14 protein-coding genes are annotated in these 16,184 nt (G+C 73.3%); 11 read left to right on the top strand and 3 right to left on the bottom strand.

Features of this window, described 5'->3' with window-relative positions; translation table 11 throughout:
* Window positions 1-182: 182 nt before the first annotated feature.
* Window positions 183-929, bottom strand: coding sequence for an SDR family oxidoreductase (locus ACGFW6_RS31920; protein ID WP_393517631.1), 747 nt, complete (start codon window positions 927-929; stop codon window positions 183-185).
* A gap of 177 nt (window positions 930-1,106) precedes the next feature.
* Between ACGFW6_RS31920 and ACGFW6_RS31915 the strand changes: the two genes are divergently transcribed.
* From ACGFW6_RS31915 to ACGFW6_RS31900, 4 genes are all read left to right on the top strand, one after another.
* Complete coding sequence (locus tag ACGFW6_RS31915; RefSeq protein ID WP_393517628.1) at window positions 1,107-1,283, top strand: hypothetical protein; 177 nt, start codon at window positions 1,107-1,109, stop codon at window positions 1,281-1,283.
* Between the two features lie 33 nt (window positions 1,284-1,316).
* The gene (locus ACGFW6_RS31910) at window positions 1,317-2,375 is read left to right on the top strand and encodes a P1 family peptidase (protein ID WP_393517625.1); all 1,059 of its coding nucleotides are present in this window, start codon (window positions 1,317-1,319) and stop codon (window positions 2,373-2,375) included.
* 66 nt (window positions 2,376-2,441) lie between these two features.
* The gene (locus ACGFW6_RS31905) at window positions 2,442-3,068 is read left to right on the top strand and encodes a dihydrofolate reductase family protein (protein ID WP_393517622.1); all 627 of its coding nucleotides are present in this window, start codon (window positions 2,442-2,444) and stop codon (window positions 3,066-3,068) included.
* A gap of 153 nt (window positions 3,069-3,221) precedes the next feature.
* Window positions 3,222-3,608 carry a ribonuclease domain-containing protein gene (locus tag ACGFW6_RS31900; protein WP_393517619.1) on the top strand — a complete coding sequence of 129 codons (387 nt, stop codon included), beginning with the start codon at window positions 3,222-3,224 and terminating at the stop codon, window positions 3,606-3,608.
* 60 nt (window positions 3,609-3,668) lie between these two features.
* Here ACGFW6_RS31900 and ACGFW6_RS31895 read toward each other — a convergent pair whose 3' ends face one another.
* A complete protein-coding gene (locus tag ACGFW6_RS31895; protein ID WP_393517616.1) occupies window positions 3,669-3,869 on the bottom strand; it encodes a hypothetical protein in 201 nt (66 codons plus the stop codon).
* 178 nt (window positions 3,870-4,047) lie between these two features.
* On the opposite strand from ACGFW6_RS31895, the gene ACGFW6_RS31890 reads away from it, so the two are divergent.
* The 3 genes from ACGFW6_RS31890 (at window position 4,048) to ACGFW6_RS31880 (ending at window position 7,373) form a co-directional block, all read left to right on the top strand.
* Window positions 4,048-5,292 (top strand): sensor histidine kinase, encoded by a 1,245-nt coding sequence (locus ACGFW6_RS31890; RefSeq protein WP_393517613.1) that lies wholly within the window; start codon window positions 4,048-4,050, stop codon window positions 5,290-5,292.
* 172 nt (window positions 5,293-5,464) lie between these two features.
* Complete coding sequence (locus tag ACGFW6_RS31885; protein ID WP_393517610.1) at window positions 5,465-6,145, top strand: response regulator; 681 nt, start codon at window positions 5,465-5,467, stop codon at window positions 6,143-6,145.
* A 43-nt stretch (window positions 6,146-6,188) separates the two neighbouring features.
* Window positions 6,189-7,373: a cytochrome P450 gene (locus ACGFW6_RS31880; protein ID WP_393517608.1), complete on the top strand. Its 1,185-nt coding sequence runs from the start codon at window positions 6,189-6,191 to the stop codon at window positions 7,371-7,373.
* A gap of 114 nt (window positions 7,374-7,487) precedes the next feature.
* Here the strand turns inward: ACGFW6_RS31880 and ACGFW6_RS31875 are convergent, their stop codons facing one another.
* Entirely contained in the window at window positions 7,488-8,510 is a 1,023-nt protein-coding gene (locus tag ACGFW6_RS31875; protein ID WP_393517605.1) for a Gfo/Idh/MocA family oxidoreductase, read from the bottom strand.
* Window positions 8,511-8,639: 129 nt separating this feature from the next.
* Here ACGFW6_RS31875 and ACGFW6_RS31870 point away from each other — a divergent pair, with 129 nt between their 5' ends.
* The 4 genes from ACGFW6_RS31870 to ACGFW6_RS31855 all read left to right on the top strand — a co-directional run bounded on the left by ACGFW6_RS31870 (window position 8,640) and on the right by ACGFW6_RS31855 (window position 14,358).
* A complete protein-coding gene (locus ACGFW6_RS31870; protein ID WP_393517999.1) occupies window positions 8,640-9,377 on the top strand; it encodes a GntR family transcriptional regulator in 738 nt (245 codons plus the stop codon).
* Window positions 9,378-9,623: 246 nt separating this feature from the next.
* Window positions 9,624-10,772, top strand: a complete 1,149-nt coding sequence (locus ACGFW6_RS31865) for an ROK family glucokinase (RefSeq protein ID WP_393517602.1) — start codon at window positions 9,624-9,626, stop codon at window positions 10,770-10,772.
* Window positions 10,769-11,347 carry a sugar kinase gene (locus ACGFW6_RS31860; RefSeq protein WP_393517599.1) on the top strand — a complete coding sequence of 193 codons (579 nt, stop codon included), beginning with the start codon at window positions 10,769-10,771 and terminating at the stop codon, window positions 11,345-11,347. The genes ACGFW6_RS31865 and ACGFW6_RS31860 overlap by 4 nt, the downstream gene beginning before the upstream one ends.
* Window positions 11,348-11,469: 122 nt before the next feature.
* Window positions 11,470-14,358 (top strand): SNF2-related protein, encoded by a 2,889-nt coding sequence (locus ACGFW6_RS31855; RefSeq protein WP_393517596.1) that lies wholly within the window; start codon window positions 11,470-11,472, stop codon window positions 14,356-14,358.
* The last annotated feature ends 1,826 nt before the right edge of the window (window positions 14,359-16,184 follow it).

Raw genomic sequence — 16,184 nt, 5'->3', positions numbered from 1 at the left:
GTGCCGTGCGCCCGATCCCGCGGGGTGTACCGGTCGGACGGCACCGGTGCTCTGAACCCGCGGGGTGTACCGGTCGGGCGGCGCCGGTGCCCTGATCTCGTGGGCGTACCGGTCGGGCGGCGCCGGTGCTCTGATCTCGTGGGGCGCGCCGGCCGGACAGCACCGGTGCGCCCCACGTCTTGTCATGCCGCGTGGCCCCCGTCCACCGCGAACTCCGTCCCCGTGACGTAGTCCGCCGCGGCCAGGTACGCGACCGTCGCGGCCACTTCGTCGGCCGTGCCGAAGCGGCCCAGCGCGGTCATGGCCGCCTGGCCGGACGCGAACGGGCCGTCGGCCGGGTTCATGTCCGTGTCGATGGGGCCGGGGTGGACGATGTTCGCCGTGATCCCGCGCGGGCCCAGCTCGCGGGCGAGCGCCTTCGTCAGGCCGATGAGGGCCGACTTGCTGGTCGCGTAGAGCGTGCCGCCGGGGCCCGGCACCCGCTGTGTCATACAGGTGCCGATCGTGATGATCCGGCCCCCGGCACCCATGCGGGCGGCCGCCGCCCGCGACGTCAGGAAGACGCCCCGCACGTTCACCGCGAGGACCCGGTCGACATCGGTGAGCGACAGACCCTCCAGCGGGCCCAGCACCCCGACGCCGGCGTTGTTCACCAGCACGTCCAGGCCCCCGAGCGCCTCGGCGGCACGGTCCACCGCGCCCTGCGCCTCGTCCGCGTCACCGGCGTCCGCGCGCAGGGCCACGGCTCGGCGGCCCAGCGTCTCGACGGCCCGTACGACCTCCTCGGCCGCCTCCTTGCCATGCACGTACGTCACCGCGACGTCCGCGCCCTCCCGCGCCAGCCGCAGTGCCGTGGCCGCGCCGATGCCCCGGCTGCCGCCCGTGACCAGGGCGACCTTGTCGTGCAGAGTTCCGTAAGTGGTTGTCATGGGTCCATCCCAGCTCCGCGCGGACGGCGATGCTGGCGGCATCCGGACACCGAGTCCGGGCGGGTTCGAGGCGCCCGTCGCACGCCGGCCCGTCACCCCGCCGCATGCTCAGCCGGGTTCGGGGCATCCGGATGGCGACCGGCGCACCGGCCGGAGTCGACGAAAGGGACGGACATCGTGCTGGCCATCGCTTCCGCAGTCCTGTTCTTCATAGCCTTCCTGATCAACGCCGCGGAGATCTCGACCAACGACACCTTCACCTCCACCAACATCATGCTGCTCGGCCTCATGGCGCTGGCCCTTCACCTGGCGGGCGTCGGAAGCGGCTGGTCGGCCCGCGGCCGCCGCAGGTGACGACCGCGAGCAGGGCCGGACTAGGGTGCCGCCATGCACCCAACCGCACCCCCTGCGCCGTGCCGAGCCCGTGACATCGGACTGGGCGTGGGCGACCTTCCGACGGGCCCCCACAACGCGCTCACCGACGTGCCGGGGGTGCGCGTGGGGCACACCACCCTGGTGGCCCCACCGGACGTGCACAGCGGGGTCACCGCGATCGTGCCCGCCGGGGTGGGCCCCGAAAGTCCGTTGCCCGCAGGGGTGTTCGCGGGCAACGGCTACGGCAAGCTGATCGGCGCCACGCAACTGGCCGAACTCGGCGCCCTGGAGACGCCCGTCCTGCTCACCTCCACACTGTCCGCGTTCCGTGTCGCGGACGCCCTGGTCGGCTGGCTGCTCGAACGGCCCGAGGGAGCGCGCGCCCGGAGCCTGAACCCCGTGGTGGGGGAGTGCAACGACGGGCTGCTGTCCGACATCCGCTCGCGCCCGGTCCGCGACGCCCACGTCCGTGCGGCGCTGGAGACGGCCTCCGACGGGCCGGTGCCCGAGGGGTGCGTCGGGGCCGGCACCGGCACGGTCGCCCTGGGCTTCAAGGCCGGCATCGGTACCTCCTCGCGAAGGGTGCCGGTGGCGGGGCGGCAGACCACGCTCGGCGTGCTGGTGCAGGCCAACTTCGGGGGCACGCTGAGGGTGGGCGGGCGTACGGTCACTCCCGCCGATGTCGGTCTGCCGGCCCCGGCCGGGCTGCCGGACACCGGTTCCTGCATGGTCGTCGCCGCGACGGACGCCCCGCTGGACGCCCGCCGGCTGACCCGGCTCGCCCGCCGCTCCGTCTTCGCGCTGGCCAGGTCCGGCGGCGCCTACGGTCACGGCAGCGGCGACTACGGCATCGCCTTCGGCACCCGGCCGACGGGCAGCCCGTCAGGGCCCGCCCTCGCGCCCGACGACACGCTCGACCCACTCTTCACCGCCGTACTCGACGCGGTGGAGGAGGCCGTCCTCAACGCCCTGCTGGCCGCCACCACGACCACGGGACCCGGTGGCGACACGCGCCACCCGCTGCCCCCGGAAGCGCTGCTCGCCCTGCTGCGGCGGCCGGCCCACCGATGAGTTGCGGGTGCGGGCGGGGTCTGAGCTCATGACAGCAGACGTCCCCTTGGAAAAGAGGCACTCGTCATGGGCAAGCTCGTCTCCACCCTCTTCGTCACGCTCGACGGCGTCTACCAGGCGCCCGGCGGCCGGGAGGAGGACACCCGCGGCGGCTTCGAGCACGGCGGCTGGAGCTTTCCGTACGCCGACGACGACTTCGGGCGGTTCGTCACCGGGGTCTTCGAGCGCCCCGCGGCCTTCCTCCTCGGGCGGCGTACGTACGACATCTTCGCCTCGTACTGGCCGAAGGTGACCGACCCCGCCGACCCGGTCGCCTCCAAGCTCAACGCGCTGCCGAAGTACGTCGCCTCCTCCACCCTGACCGACCCGCAGTGGGCCGGCACCACCGTGGTCAGCGGTGACCTCGGCAAGGAGGTCGCCGCCCTGAAGGAGCGCACCGACGGCGAACTCCAGATCCACGGCAGCGGGGCCCTCGTCAGGTCGCTGCTGGCTCTCGGACTCGTGGACACCCTGCATCTGCTGACCTTCCCGGTGGTGCTCGGGTCGGGGCACCGGCTCTTCACGGAGGGCGCCGTGCCCACCGCCTTCCGGCACACCGGCGGAAGCAGCACGAGCAAGGGCGTCGCCATCAACTCGTACGACCTGGCGGGCCGCCCCGAGTACGGCACGTACGAGCTCCCCGAGAATGCGTGAGACGCCCCCGGCAGACGCTCTCGCTCGGCCTCATGGAGATCGGGTGAGGGTGCCGGGGAGCACGTTAACTTCCCGAGAACTCAACGGACTCGAAGGGAAAATCTCCCTTCTTGACATTGACATGCCACTGTCTACGCGCGTCATCATGAAGCCATGAGATTCCCCCCACGAATCACTCGCATCGGCGCCGCAGCCGCCGTCCTGTCCGCCCTCCTCGTCGGCGGCACCGTCACCGCCACTCCGGCCGCCGCGGCCGTGGGCAGCATCTGCTACAGCGACCTGCCCTCCCAGGCGCACGACACGCTCGACCTCATCGAGCAGGGCGGTCCCTTCCCCTACGAGCAGGACGGCACCGTCTTCCAGAACCGGGAAGGCATCCTGCCGAGCCAGTCGACCGGGTACTACCACGAGTACACGGTCATCACCCCCGGCTCGTCCACGCGCGGAGCTCGCCGGATCGTCACCGGTGAGGAGAACCAGGAGGACTACTACACGGCCGACCACTACGAGTCCTTCGACCTGGTCGACTACGGCTGCTGAACCCGCCGGACGAGATCGACGCCGAGGAACGGTGCGACCTGCCGGACGTCCGGTCCGGGTTCAGCCGGACTTCCGGCTCTCGGCGGCGGCGAACAGCGCGAACGCCAGCGCGAGGAGCGCCACGCTCGCGTAGATCTCGAGGCCGTCGAGGAAGCCGAGCCGCTGCACGAGACCCCAGTTCCAGTCGGTGAACTCGTGCACGAGTCCGGCGACGCCCTGCACCAGAGCGATGAATCCGAGGATCTCCAGCAACTGCTTCATGTCATGACTCTCGCCCCGCGGACCCCCCACACCAATCGGCCGCGGGGCGAGGCATGACCGACGGAAGTCCACCTTCCGCGGGGGCCGGTGCGTCCAAAGTCGGCGATGCCGCGACTTTGGTCGGCGATCGCGTCCGAGGAAGCGCGACGGTGCCTCGTACTGCGTAGATTTGTCGACCGTGAGTGGTGACACGCAGGAGCACGCCCCGCAGGCGTTCGCGGGGCCGCGCTGGCTGCTGCCGTCCGCCCTGGTGCAGGAACTCGGACTCGACCCCGGACGCTCCGGGCGAACCCGGCGCACGGCACGCGACTGGGTCGTCGACTTCTGCTGCTTCCTGCTCGCGGTGTTCATCGGGCTGCTGGCCGCCGACACGCTGCGCAGCGAGGACCTGCCGGACGGCTACGCCATCTTCGACCAGGTCCTCGGCGCCCTCTCGTGCGCCGCGGTGTGGCTGCGGCGCCGCTGGCCCCTCGGACTCGCCGTCGCGATGATCCCGATCGGTTTCGTGTCGAACACCGCGGGCGGCGCGGCCGTGGTCGCCCTCTTCACGCTCTCCGTGCACCGGCCCTTCCGGTACGTCGCCTGGGTGGCCCTCGCGGAATTGGCGCTGGTCCCGGTGTTCTTCTGGCTGCGCCCCGACCCCGACGTGCCGTACGTCTGGGCGATCGTCTTCGGCGTGCTGCTGACGGGGGCGATCGTCGGCTGGGGCATGTTCGTACGGTCCAAGCGCCAGCTCATGCTGAGCCTGCGCGACCGCGCCCTGCGCGCCGAGACCGAGGCCGTCCTGCGCGCCGAGCAGGCGCAGCGGCTCGCCCGCGAGGCCATCGCCCGCGAGATGCACGACGTCCTGGCGCACCGGCTGACGCTGCTCAGCGTGCACGCGGGCGCCCTGGAGTTCCGGCCCGACGCGCCCCGCGAGGAGATCCAGCGGGCGGCGGGCGTCATCCGGGAGAGCTCCCACGAGGCCCTCCAGGACCTCCGGGAGATCATCGGCGTGCTGCGGGCGGGCGAGGCCGACGACGGCGGCCGGCCGCAGCCGACCCTCGCGGCCCTGGAGGCGCTGGTCACCGAGTCCCGCGAGGCCGGCATGAAGGTCACCCTCGACCTGCGTGTCACCGACCCCGGCGCCGTACCGTCCTCCGTCGGCCGCACCGCCTACCGCATCGCCCAGGAGGGCCTGACCAACGCCCGCAAGCACGCCCCCGGCACCGAGGTCACGGTGACGGTGACCGGCGCCCCGGGCGAGGGCCTGTGCGTCGCGGTGCGCAATCCCGCGCCCGAGGGCCCGGTCCCGCACGTACCCGGCTCGGGACAGGGCCTGATCGGCCTGACCGAACGGGCCACGCTGACCGGCGGGCGGCTGGAGCACGGGCCCGCGGCGGACGGGGGCTTCGAGGTGCGGGGCGCGCTGCCGTGGGCGTGACCCTCGCGGAACCCGGGGTACGGCGCCCAACAGGCCCTCCCCACCGCTGTGTTGCCCAGCGGTCGGAACGGCGTCCACGCGCGTGTGCCGCGTCGGCCGGAGGCGCGGGCCCGGAACTCGCTCCACGCCGTACGGCACCTGAACCCCGTGCAACCGTGATTACGTGTGGCGCATGACTGCGATCAGGCTCCTCCTCGTCGACGACGACCCGTTGGTCAGGGCCGGGCTGTCCTTCATGCTGGGCGGCGCCGACGACATCGAGATCGTCGGCGAGGCCTCCGACGGCTCCGAGGTCGAGGCGCTGGTCGACCGCGCCCGGCCGGACGTGGTGCTGATGGACATCCGGATGCCGTCGGTCGACGGGCTCACGGCCACGGAGCGGCTGCGCGGCAGGAAGGACGCCCCGCAGGTGGTGCTGCTGACCACCTTCCACGCCGACGACCAGGTGCTGCGCGCCCTGCGCGCCGGGGCCGCCGGGTTCGTGCTCAAGGACACCCCGCCCGCCGAGATCGTCGCCGCGGTGCGCCGGGTCGCGGCCGGTGATCCGGTCCTGTCGCCCACCGTGACACGGCAGTTGATGGACCACGCGGCCGGCGCCGCCGCCGACACCCGCCGCACGCGCGCGCGTGAACGGCTCACCGTGCTCAACGACCGCGAACGCGAGGTCGCCGTCGCGGTGGGGCGGGGCCTGTCCAACGCCGACATCGCCACCGAGCTGTTCATGAGTGTCGCCACCGTCAAGACCCACGTCTCGCGCGTCCTCGCCAAGCTCGACCTCAACAACCGTGTCCAGATCGCCCTGTTGGCGTACGACGCGGGGTTGCTGGAGGAAATGGAGGACAACGGGCACTAGGGCGGGCCGCCGTGCGTTCTCGGTGCAGTGGGAGGGGGACGTCATGGCGGACGTGATCGATCTCGGGGAGTTCGGCGACGGGTTCCGTACGGATCCGCACCCCGTGTACGCGCGGCTGCGCGCCGACGGCCCGGTGCACCGGGTGCGGCTGCAGGAGCCCGACGCCCACCACGAGACCTGGCTCGTCGTGGGCCACGAGGAGGCGCGCGCCGCGCTGGCCGACCCCAGGCTCGCCAAGGACGGCAGCCGGATCGGCGTGACGTTCCTCGACGAGGAGCTGATCGGGAAGTACCTGCTCGTCGCCGACCCGCCCCAGCACACCCGCCTGCGCGCCCTGATCACCCGCGCGTTCACGATGCGCCGGGTGCAGGAAATGCGGCCGCGGATCCAGCAGATCACCGACGAACTGCTCGACGCGATGCTCCCGCGGGGCCGGGCCGACCTGGTGGACTCCTTCGCCTATCCGCTCCCGATCACCGTGATCTGCGAGCTGCTCGGCGTGCCCGAGATGGACCGCACGGAGTTCCGCAAGATCTCCACGGAGGCGGTCGCCCCGACCAGCGCACAGAGCGAGTACGACGCCTTCGCACGCCTCGCCGAGTACCTCACCGAACTCATCGAGGACAAGCGGTGCGCGGGTCCGAGCGCCGACCTGCTGAGCGACCTGATCCGCACCACCGCGGAGGACGGCGACCGGCTCTCCCCGCAGGAGCTGCGCGGCATGGCCTTCGTCCTGCTGATCGCGGGCCACGAGACGACGGTCCACCTCATCACCAACGCCATCCACGCCCTGCTCACCCACCCCGAGCAACTGGCCGCCCTGCGCGCCGACATGACCCTGGTCGACGGCGCGGTCGAGGAGGCGCTGCGTTACGAGGGGCCGGTGGAGAACGCGACGTTCCGGTTCGCCGCCGAGCCTCTGGAGATCGCCGGGGTGCCGATCGCGCCGGGGGAGGCGGTGATGATCGGCCTCACGGCCGCCGACCGCGACGCGGCCCGCTTCCCCGCCCCGGAGCGCTTCGACATCCGGCGCGACACCCGGGGCCACGTCGCCTTCGGCCACGGCATCCACTACTGCCTGGGCGCCCCACTGGCCCGCCTCGAGGCCCGCACGGCGATACGTTCCCTGCTGGAGCGCGCCCCGGACCTGGCCCTGGACGGACCGCCGGGGCCATGGCTGCCGGGCGTACTGATCCGTGGGGTACGGAGCCTTCCGGTGCGCTGGTAGGGGAGCGGGTGGCGTCTTCCGGTGCTCCAGTGAGAGGGGCGCCGTCTTCCGGTGCTCCGGTGCGCCGGTGGCGTGGTGGGTGGGGCGGGTGCCGGCGCGGGCCGGGGCCCGGCCTCACAGCGCCGCGTTCTGCGTTCCGCCCGGGAGTTCGGCGATCGCGACCGGTCTTCGGTCGCGTCTCGACACCTCGCACGCCTCCGAGATCCGCAGCGCCTGCAGGGCCTCCCGGCCGTCGCAGGGGTTGGCCCGCTCACCGCGCACGACCTCCACGAAGGCGTTCAGCTCCGCCTCGTACGCGGGCCCGAACCGTTCCAGGAACCCCGGCCACGGCTTGTCCGCGGCGGGTGGCCCCGTCGGCTCGGTGGACGCGACCGGCGTGCGGTCGTCCAGACCCACCACGACCGTGTCCAGCTCACCGGCCAGCTCCATGCGCACGTCGTACCCGGCGCCGTTCAGCCGTGTCGCCGTGGCCGTGGCGAGCGTGCCGTCGTCCATCGTGAGCACCACCGCGGCCGTGTCCACGTCGCCCGCCTCGCGGAACATCGCGGGCCCGGCGTCGGACCCGGCCGCGTACACGTCGACGACCTCGCGCCCGGTCACCCAGCGCAGCACGTCGAAGTCGTGGATCAGCGTGTCCCGGTACAGCCCACCGGACAGCGTCAGCCAGGCGACCGGCGGCGGCGCCTGGTCGCTGGTCAGCGCCCGCACCGTGTGCAGCCGTCCGAGCCGGCCGGAGCGCACCGCCTCACGGGCGCCCGCGTAGCCCGCGTCGAAGCGCCGCTGGAAGCCCATCTGGAGGATCGTCCCGGCGGTCTCCACCTCCCCGATCGCCTGCAGCGTGCCCGGCAGATCGAGCGCTATGGGCTTCTCGCAGAACACCGGGAGCCCCGACCGGGCCGCGCGGCCGATCAGCTCGGCATGGGCCGACGTCGCGGTGGTGATCACCACCGCGTCCACGCCCCACCGGAAGATCTCGTCCACCCCGGGCGCCGCCGTCTCACCGAGCCGGTGGGCGAGCTCCTGGGCGCGCGAGGCGTCCGCGTCCGTGAGGATCAAGGAGCCGACGTCGCGATGACGGCTGAGCGTGTTGGCGTGGATCGTGCCGATGCGGCCCGTACCGATGACCCCGATGCGCATGGAAACAAAGTGCGGGTTCAGTGCGTACGCTGTCAATGCAAATGTCCGGACAATCAAACTACACGACTTCCCGTCAACAACGCGTAGAGCTACAGTCGGCCCGTGCCGAAACCAGAAGTGGACCCGACCGTGGAACTCGAGCTCAGCGTGGACCGGAGCAGTCCGGTGCCCTTGTACTTCCAGCTGTCCCAACAGCTCGAAGCCGCGATCGAGCACGGAGCGCTCACGCCCGGCAGCCTGCTGGGCAACGAGATCGAGCTCGCCGCACGCCTCGGCCTGTCGCGTCCGACCGTCCGCCAGGCCATCCAGTCGCTGGTGGACAAGGGCCTGCTGGTGCGCCGCCGGGGCGTCGGGACACAGGTCGTGCACAGCCAGGTCAAGCGCCCGCTGGAGCTCAGCAGCCTCTACGACGACCTGGAGTCGGCCGGCCAGCGCCCGGCGACCCGGGTGATCGTCAACACCGTCGTCCCGGCGTCCGCCGAGGTCGCCGCGGCCCTCGGGGTGGCCGAGGACAGCGACGTGCACCGCGTGGAGCGGCTGCGTCTCGCGCATGGCGAGCCGATGGCGTACCTGTGCAACTACCTGCCGCCCGGCCTGCTCGGCCTGGACACCGCGCAGCTGGAGGCCACCGGTCTGTACCGGCTGATGCGCGCCGCCGGCATCACGCTGCACAGCGCCCGCCAGACCATCGGCGCCCGCGCCGCCACCGCCGCCGAGGCCGAGCGCCTGGCCGAGGAGGAGGGCGCCCCGCTGCTCACCATGCAGCGCGTGACGTTCGACGACACGGGCCGGGCGGTGGAGTACGGCACGCACACCTACCGCCCGAGCCGCTACTCCTTCGAGTTCCAGTTGCTCGTACGGTCGTGAGCTCGCGCGGTCGTGAGCTCGTACGGCCGTGAACTCGTACGGTCGTGAGCTCGTACGGTCGTGAGCGAGAGACCGCTCGGTACGTTGCAATGTCAGGACAATGAAACTCCTCCGATGCGCGACGTCCTCGGGGCGTGGATGAACCGCGCGAGCGACCACGAGCGCCCCCCAGGTGGCGTGTGACGCGCGCCCACCTTTGCCGCCCCGTTCGGCACCCCGCGTGAGCGTGCGGCAGAATCGGCCTCGATGAGCACCTATCGCGACTTCACGGCCCCCATCGGCTCACGGCGGGCCCCCGTTCTGAGGACGGTGGGCCCCCGGGAGCGCCGCTCACACCTGACGGCGCCCAGAGTCCCCACCGTCGGCATCGACATCGGCGGCACCAAGGTGATGGCGGGCGTCGTGGACGCCGACGGCAACATCCTCGAAAAGGTCCGCACCGAGACCCCGGACAAGTCCAAGAGTCCGAAGGTCGTCGAGGACACCATCGTCGAACTGGTCCTGGACCTGTCCGACCGCCACGACGTGCACGCCGTCGGCATCGGCGCGGCCGGCTGGGTCGACGCCGAACGCAACCGCGTCCTGTTCGCGCCCCACCTGTCCTGGCGCAACGAGCCCCTGCGCGACCGCCTGGCCGGCCGGCTCGCCGTGCCCGTCCTCGTCGACAACGACGCGAACTCCGCCGCCTGGGCCGAGTGGCGCTTCGGCGCCGGCCGCGGCGAGGACCACCTCGTCATGATCACGCTGGGCACCGGCATCGGCGGCGCGATCCTGGAGGACGGGCAGGTCAAGCGGGGCAAGTACGGCGTCGCCGGTGAGTTCGGCCATATGCAGGTCGTGCCCGGCGGCCACCGCTGCCCGTGCGGCAACCGCGGCTGCTGGGAGCAGTACAGCTCCGGCAACGCGCTGGTGCGCGAGGCGAAGGAGCTCGCCGCCGCGGACTCTCCCGTGGCGTACGGGATCATCGAGCACGTCAAGGGCCAGATCGGCGACATCACCGGCCCGATGATCACCGAGCTGGCCCGCGACGGCGACGCGATGTGCATCGAGCTGCTCCAGGACATCGGCCAGTGGCTGGGCGTCGGCATCGCGAACCTCGCGGCGGCCCTGGACCCCTCCTGCTTCGTGATCGGCGGCGGTGTGTCGGCCGCCGACGACCTGCTGATCGGTCCCGCGCGGGACGCCTTCAAGCGCCACCTCACCGGCCGCGGCTACCGCCCCGAGGCACGCATCACGCGGGCCCAGCTCGGCCCCGAGGCCGGCATGGTCGGCGCCGCGGACCTGGCCCGCCTGGTCGCCCGCCGCTTCCGGCGCGCCAACCGGCGCCGGGTGGAGCGCTACGAGCGCTACGCCCGCTTCGCCGAAGCCCGCCGGACGTCCCAGGGGTCGGCGTGACCGTGTCCGTACCCCGTCAGACCGACTCCCCGGGCGACCAGCCGCCGCCCGAGGGCCGTCGCCACATGATCCGCCGCAGGACGCTCACCCTGCTCATCATCGTGCTGCTCATCGGCGTGCCGGCCGGCTACCTGGTGATCTCCGCCAACCAGAGCCGCGACAGCGGCAAGGACAAGGAGGAGAAGTACTCGGCGACCGGCCTCAGCGAGGGCTGGCCGTCGCGGGTGCAGCGCCGGCTGTACCAGATCCCGATCCCGGTGCCGTCGTACAAGGTCGCCTACTACGAGACGAACAACTGGAAGACCAGCCGTCTCTACGTCCAGTTCGAGACCACCAAGGGCAACCTGGACGTCTTCCTCAAGTCCATCGGCGCCGACCGGAACGACCTGGATGCCGACGAGATCACCATCAACGCCCGCGATCAGAAGATCACCGGCTGGGACTTCAAGGACTCCGGACTCTGGTACGGCCTGGTCCGCAAGCAGAAGAACCCGGCGCCGACCCAGGACATCGTCGTCAACCTGTCCGACCCGGACCACCCGTTCGTGTACGCGGTCTCCCGCACGGTTCCCTGACGGCCCGGTGATCGACCCGTGACGGTCCCCGGGCCGCGCAGGCCACCGAGGCCGATTGTCAGACCCCGCCCGTAGAGTCGAAGACGGTTGATCGGACTCGAGGGCGGGAGGTGACAGGGCAGATGAGCGACGGGACTGCCGTGGGCAGCTCTCCCGCGCCCGGCAGGGGCGCGGGGCACCGCGCGACCGGCCACGACCGGCCCGCGGACGCGCGACAGCACGGCGCGGCCCTTCCCGCGCAGCGCCTGGCGGCCCTCTTCCTGCCCGCGCCCCTCCCGCGCGAGGGCCGGATCGCCTTCTGGGACCCGGAGGGCGGCCCGCTGCCCACCGGGGACACCGAGCTCACCGTCGTACGACGCCATGGCGCCGGAGTCCGCCGCAGGACCGCCCCCGCCCTGACCCTGCCGCTCGGCGAGGCCCTGCCGCTGCTCGTGCGGGCCCGGCGGGACCCGGCCGCCCACCCCGCCACCGCCTGCTGGGGCGCGGCCGCCCTGCACGCCCTGCGCCTCACCGCGCGCGGCCGGCTGCTGCCCGGCCTGACCCCGACCGGCCACGATGCCTGGCGGGCCGGACCCCTCGACCCCGACGACATCGCCCATCTGCGCGCCATCGCCGCGGCCCTGCCCCACGAGGGACACGCCGTCCCCCTGCCCGGTCCCGGCCCGCTGCGGCTGCCCGAGCCGGAAGCACTGATGCGCGCCTTCCTGGACGCGGTCGCCGACACCCTGCCCCGCACCCCCGCCGCGCCCCACGTCTCGGGGAAGCCCTTCGCCGCGCGCGAGGCCCAGCGCCTGCCCGGCGCCCACGACTGGGCGGCGGAGGTCGCCGCCGGCATGGACGCCGGCGTACGGATCTCGCTGCGCCTGGACCTGTCCGCGTACGACCTCTTCGACGACCGTGACGACGGCGCACGTCGCGCGGGCGCCGCCGTCGTCCAGGTCCACAGCCTCGCCGACCCCACCCTGGTGGCCGACGCGGCCGCCCTGTGGGCCGGCGAGGCCGACGACGCCTTCGGGCCCCGGGCGCGGGTGGACGCCGCACTGGCGGTGCGCCGCGCGGCCCGGGTGTGGGCCCCTCTGGACCGGCTCGCCGAGCAGGACGTGCCCGATGTACTGGCCCTCTCCGACGACGAGTTGGGCGACCTGCTGGGCGTGGCCACGACCCGGCTCGCAGCGGCCGGCGTGGCCGTGCACTGGCCCCGGGACCTGGCACAGGACCTCAGCGCCGCCGCTGTCGTACGGCCCGCGCCCGGCTCGGCGACCGACGGCACCGGGTTCTTCGAGAGCGAGGAACTGCTCCAGTTCCGCTGGCAGCTGGCGATCGGCGGCGACCCGCTCACCGAGGGCGAGATGGACGCCCTCGCCGAGGCGCACCGCCCGGTCGTCCGGCTGCGGGACAGCTGGGTACTGGTCGACCCGGCCCTCGTGCGCAAGGCACGCAAGCGCGAACTGGGCCTGCTCGACCCGGTCGACGCGCTCTCCGTCGCCCTCACCGGCAGCGCGGAGGTCGACGGCGAGACGGTCGAAGCGGTACCGGTCGGCGCCCTGGCCGCCCTGCGGGACCGGCTCACGGCGGGAGTACGGCCCGCCGAGCCGCCGCCGTGCCTGCGCGCCACCCTGCGCGACTACCAACTCCGGGGCCTGGCCTGGCTGGACCTCATGACATCCCTGGGACTCGGCGGCTGCCTGGCCGACGACATGGGGCTCGGCAAGACGATCACCGTCATCGCCCTGCACCTGAAGCGCGCCCGTACTTCCCCGACCCTCGTGGTCTGCCCGGCGTCCCTGCTGGGCAACTGGCAGCGGGAGATCGCCCGTTTCGCGCCCGGCGTGCCCGTCCGCCGCTTCCACGGCCCGGACCGCACCCTGGACGACATGGACGGCGGCTTCGTCCTGACGACCTACGGCACCATGCGGTCGACTGCACCGACGCTTGCCGGGCACACCTGGGGCATGGTCGTAGCCGACGAGGCGCAGCACGTGAAGAACCCCTACTCGGCGACGGCGAAGGCGCTGCGCACGATCCCGACGCCCGCACGCGTGGCGCTGACCGGCACACCGGTGGAGAACAACCTCTCCGAACTCTGGGCCCTGCTCGACTGGACGACCCCCGGGCTGCTCGGACCCCTCAAGGCATTCCGTGCCCGCCACGCGCGTGCCGTGGAGAACGGCGAGGACGAGGAGGCGGTGACCCGGCTGGCCCGTCTGGTACGGCCGTTCCTGCTGCGCCGCAAGAAGTCCGACCCCGGGATCGTCCCCGAACTGCCGCCGAAGACCGAGACCGACCACCCCGTCCCTCTCACCCGGGAACAGGCCGCTCTCTACGAGGCCGTGGTGCGTGAGTCGATGCTCGCCATCGAGACGGCTCAGGGCATCGCGCGCCGCGGACTGGTGCTGAAACTCCTCACGTCCCTGAAGCAGATCTGCGACCACCCCGCGCTGTACCTGAAGGAGGCGGCGGCACCGGCCGACGGCCTGGCGGCCCGCTCCGGCAAGCTCGCCCTGCTGGACGAACTGCTCGACACCCTGCTGTCCGAGGACGGCTCGGCCCTGGTCTTCACCCAGTACGTGGGCATGGCCCGCCTGATCGCCGCCCACCTCGCCGCCCGGGCGGTCCCGGTGGACCTGCTCCACGGCGGGACGCCCGTCCCGGACCGCGAACGCATGGTGGACCGCTTCCAGGAGGGCGCGACGCCGGTCCTGGTCCTGTCCCTCAAGGCCGCGGGCACCGGCCTGAACCTCACGCGCGCCGGCCATGTCGTCCACTTCGACCGCTGGTGGAACCCGGCGGTGGAGGAACAGGCCACCGACCGTGCCTACCGCATCGGCCAGACCCAGCCCGTCCAGGTCCACCGCCTCATCACCGAGGGCACCGTCGAGGACCGCATCGCCGAGATGCTCGAAGCCAAGCGCGCCCTCGCCGACGCGATCCTCGGCTCCGGCGAATCGGCCCTCACGGAACTGACGAACCACGAACTGTCCGACCTCGTGTCGCTGAGGAGGGAGTCATGACGGGGGCGGGGGAGCGCTGGAGCGCGGAGGGCGGTGAGCCGGTGCAGCCCACAGAGAGGGAAGACTCCGCCACCGGGTCGGAGGTGCCGCCGACAGTGCGGGCAGAGGACGAGTCGCACCGACCGGCCGAGGCCGGGTCGGGGGTGCCGGTAGGGGGTGAGCCGAGCGGGCGTGGGGAGGCCGGGCCGGAGGCGTCGCCGGGGGTGCCGGCAGGGAGTGAGCCGAGTCGGTGTGGGGATGCCTCGTCGTCGGTGCCGTCCGGGGTGCCGGTAGGGGGTGAGCCGAGCGGGCGTGGGGAGGCCGGGTTGGAGGTGCCGCCCGCGGTGCCGTCAGAGGGTGAGTCGAGTCGGCCTGGGGACGCCGGGGCGTCGGTAGGGGGTGGGTCGAGTCAGCGGGCGGGCGCCGTGCCGGAGGCGTCGCCCGGGGTGCCGGCAGGGAGTGAGTCGAGCCGGCGTGGGGACGCCGGCGCTCGACCGGCTGATGCGGCACGCCGTGCGCTGCGGGCTGCCCGGGAGCGGCGAGAGGCTGAGCAAGCGGCCGCTGCGGGCGGGGAGTCGGCCGTGGGGGAGGGCCGGCGGCGGGTCGCCCGCCCGGGAGACGCCGCACGCGCGGCCGTGCGGCCCACCCGGAACCGGGACCTCGGCCTCGGCGGCGCGGGCGTCAGCTCTGCCGAGGGTCCGGACAGCGTGGAGGGCGGTAGTGACGCTCTGCCGTCCGGGGCGGCCCGCTCAGCCGGCACGGACCCGCATCGGCCGGAAGCGAATCAGCCAGGTGCGCCGCAACGGCCGGGCACGCAAGCGGACATGACCGAGGCGGAACCGTCGGACGAGGCGACGGCACCCGGCACCGAGGCGTCCGCCCGGGCCTCCGGCGCGTCCGCCCCGGCCTCTGGCGCGCCCACCCCGGCCTCCGGTCGACCAGGGCCGCGGCCGGGGGACGCCGCGCGTGAGGCGTTGCGCGCGGCGTTGAAGGAGCGGCGGCGAGCCGAGTCGGAGGAAGCCGACAGGGGAGCGCAGGGCGCCGACAGGCTGCGCCGGCCCACGCCGGCGACCGGCTCCGGAGACCGAAGTCGCCGACGGGACACGGGCCGCGACGACGTCCGGCAGCGCGAGAGTGAGCCGCTTCGTCGGCCGGGGACGGCCGCCGCCCGGATGCGGGTCCGTGACGTACAGAGCCTGCTCGCGGGCGCCTTCCTGATGCCGTCCTCGGACCTGCCGGAAGGCGAAGACGAATCGGCGCTGCCCGATCCCGCCGACCGCCCGCGCCACGCCCCCACTGCCCCGCCCTCCGAGCTGCCCGATCGCCTGGGCCCCGCCCCCACGAACCTGCCCTCCGAGGCGTCCGAGGCGTCCGAGGCGTCCGAGGCGTCCGAGACCTTCGAGCCGGCCGACCATCCGCGCCACACCCCCACGCCCCCGCCCTCCGACGCCCCAGTTCCCGCCGACGACCGGCGCCACGACCCGGCGGCCCCCAACACACCCCCCACCACCAACGACCCCACCTCTCCCCGCACCGGACCGCCCGCCTCTCCTCGCACCGGACCACCCACCTCTCCTCGCACCGGACCACCCACCTCTCCTCGCACCGGACCACCCACCTCTCCTCGCACCGGACCACCCACCTCTCCCCGCACCGGACCACCCACCTCTCCTCGCACCGGACCGCCCGCCTCTCCTCGCACCGGACCACCCACCTCTCCTCGCACCGGACCGCCCACTCCTCCCCACTCCGCGCCACCCACCGCTCCCGACCCCTCATCGCCCCCTTCCTCCCGCACCTCACCACCCAACCCTCCCCCCTCCGCGCCACCCACCCCTCCCCACTCC

It is taken from the genome of Streptomyces sp. Y7 (assembly GCF_043195415.1).
Taxonomy (GTDB): domain Bacteria; phylum Actinomycetota; class Actinomycetes; order Streptomycetales; family Streptomycetaceae; genus Streptomyces.
This window is presented reverse-complemented; position numbering and strand designations above follow the sequence as displayed.